This is a genomic window from Rhodopseudomonas sp. BR0C11 (assembly GCF_010820945.1).
Taxonomy (GTDB): Bacteria; Pseudomonadota; Alphaproteobacteria; order Rhizobiales; family Xanthobacteraceae; genus Rhodopseudomonas; species Rhodopseudomonas palustris_H.
Genome location: NZ_QTKI01000636.1, coordinates 1 through 1731, shown reverse-complemented (window position 1 = coordinate 1731; position 1731 = coordinate 1). Strand labels below are relative to the sequence as shown.

Below are 1731 nucleotides of genomic sequence, written 5' to 3'. Positions count from 1 at the left end.
CTGGGCGGCGGGACGCTCTTCCAGCTCGTGGACGCGGCCGCCGAGCAGCTCGGCTTCCTTCACCTGCAGCAGCAATTGCCGGTCGAGCTCGCCGACGCGCAGGCTCAGCGCCTCGACGCGGCCGCGGGCCTCATCCAGCTCGCGCGTGGTGGAAGCGGATTCGCCGCGCTGCGCTTCGAGCCGGCTGCGGGTGGCGGCAAACTCCTTCTCGGCTTCGCCGACCCGCGCCTGCAGCTCCTCGATCTTGGTGTGCAGCGCCACCAGTTCGACCTGCCGGGTGTCGGCCAGGGTGGAGCGCTCGTTGAGCTCGGCGTTGATGCGGGCGAGCTCGGCCTGCTTCTCGGCCAGCGCGCTCTCGGCGGCGCGCAGCTCCTCGGTCTTGGCGGCGAAGTCCTGCTCGGTGGTGCGAAGCTGTTCCTGAACCGCCTTTTCGCGCGCTTCGAGCGTCTCGATCGCGGCGTTCTTCTCGGCGAGTTCGAGCTTGAGGCGATTGATCGCGTCGGTCTTCTTGCCGATCTCGGCGAACTGGCTGGTGGTCTTGTTCTTGAGCTGGTCGACGCTCATCTCCAGCCGCCGCGCCGACATCGCAAATTCAGCCCGGAGCTGGTCCTTGTCGGCCTGGATCTCCGCCATCGACAGCGGCGTCGCCGCTTCCAGCCGCTTCGTCGTCAGCCGCACCGCGCGATTATGCACCAGCGGTGCCAGCATCAGCGCGAGCAGCATCGCGACCAGAAAGCCGATCGCCAGATACATGATCTGTTCGACCATCGATGTCTCCCACACGCGCTTTGGCAAGGCGCGCGCGTTCCGCGGAGCTTGGCGCGGAGCGCGTCGGCGCGAATTCGGACGATGAACCGTTGATGGCGCGGGCGAACGTCGCCGTCCAGCCGCAAATCCATTTGCGGCACAATGCCATAAGCCGGCGCCTTCGCGCCAGTGCATTGCGGCGTTAACGTGAATCGGTAGCCGGTTACGCGCTCTGGCTGTAGGCCGCGCGGGCGGCCTGGATCAGAACGGATTCCAGGTCGCCGAGGGGGTGAACTTCAGGTAGCCGATATTGGCGCCGAGCCGCAGGCCGATGCCGGACTGGATCGGCACCAGCACGATGCCGTTGGCGGTCAGCGCGGTCATGCCGAAGCCGCCGACCACATAGGCCGAGCCGTCGATGCCGCCGAACCGCTGATAGATCGCGTTGGTGGAGGGCAGGTTGTACACCAGCGTCATGGTGCGGGCGCCGTTGCCGCCCCAGTCGAAGCCGACCGACGGGCCCTGCCAGTACACTTTCAGGTCGCCGGCGTTCTTGGTGTAGAGCGTGCCTTCGCCGTAGCGCAGGCCGGCCACGAAGGCGCCCGAGCCTTCCTCGCCGAGCACATAGCCGTTGGGCAGGCCCCACTGGCTGACCGCGCGCTCGATCACCGAAGCGAGGCCGCGCGAGACGTTGCCGAAGAAGCGGTGGCCGGCGCCGACCAGTTCGTCCGGCCCATAGGTATTCGGGCCGGCGGGGGACTTCGGTGGCAATGGCTGTTGCTGCGCCACAGCCGGCACATTCAGGGCCGCCAGCGCAACAAAGGCCAGCGCGGCGCGACGCGTCACGAAGCTCATGCAATTCACCCCTGGGTCTTCAAATCCCTTGCGCCGCTTTAACCGGATGCTGACGGGCATCCTGTAGCGACGTTTGTCCCCGACTCGGAACGTTATCGGCAGCAACTATGACGGCACAGCGGCAGGAAC

General features: G+C 67.0%; 1 protein-coding gene and 1 pseudogene. Both read right to left on the bottom strand.

Going from position 1 to position 1731, the window contains the following annotated elements; genetic code table 11:
- Positions 1-768 (bottom strand): annotated as a pseudogene (locus DYI24_RS26070) (hypothetical protein); the annotation flags it as partial.
- 240 nt (positions 769-1008) lie between these two features.
- A complete protein-coding gene (locus DYI24_RS26065) occupies positions 1009-1602 on the bottom strand; it encodes a DUF1134 domain-containing protein (protein ID WP_107343619.1) in 594 nt (197 codons plus the stop codon).
- Positions 1603-1731: the final 129 nt, after the last annotated feature.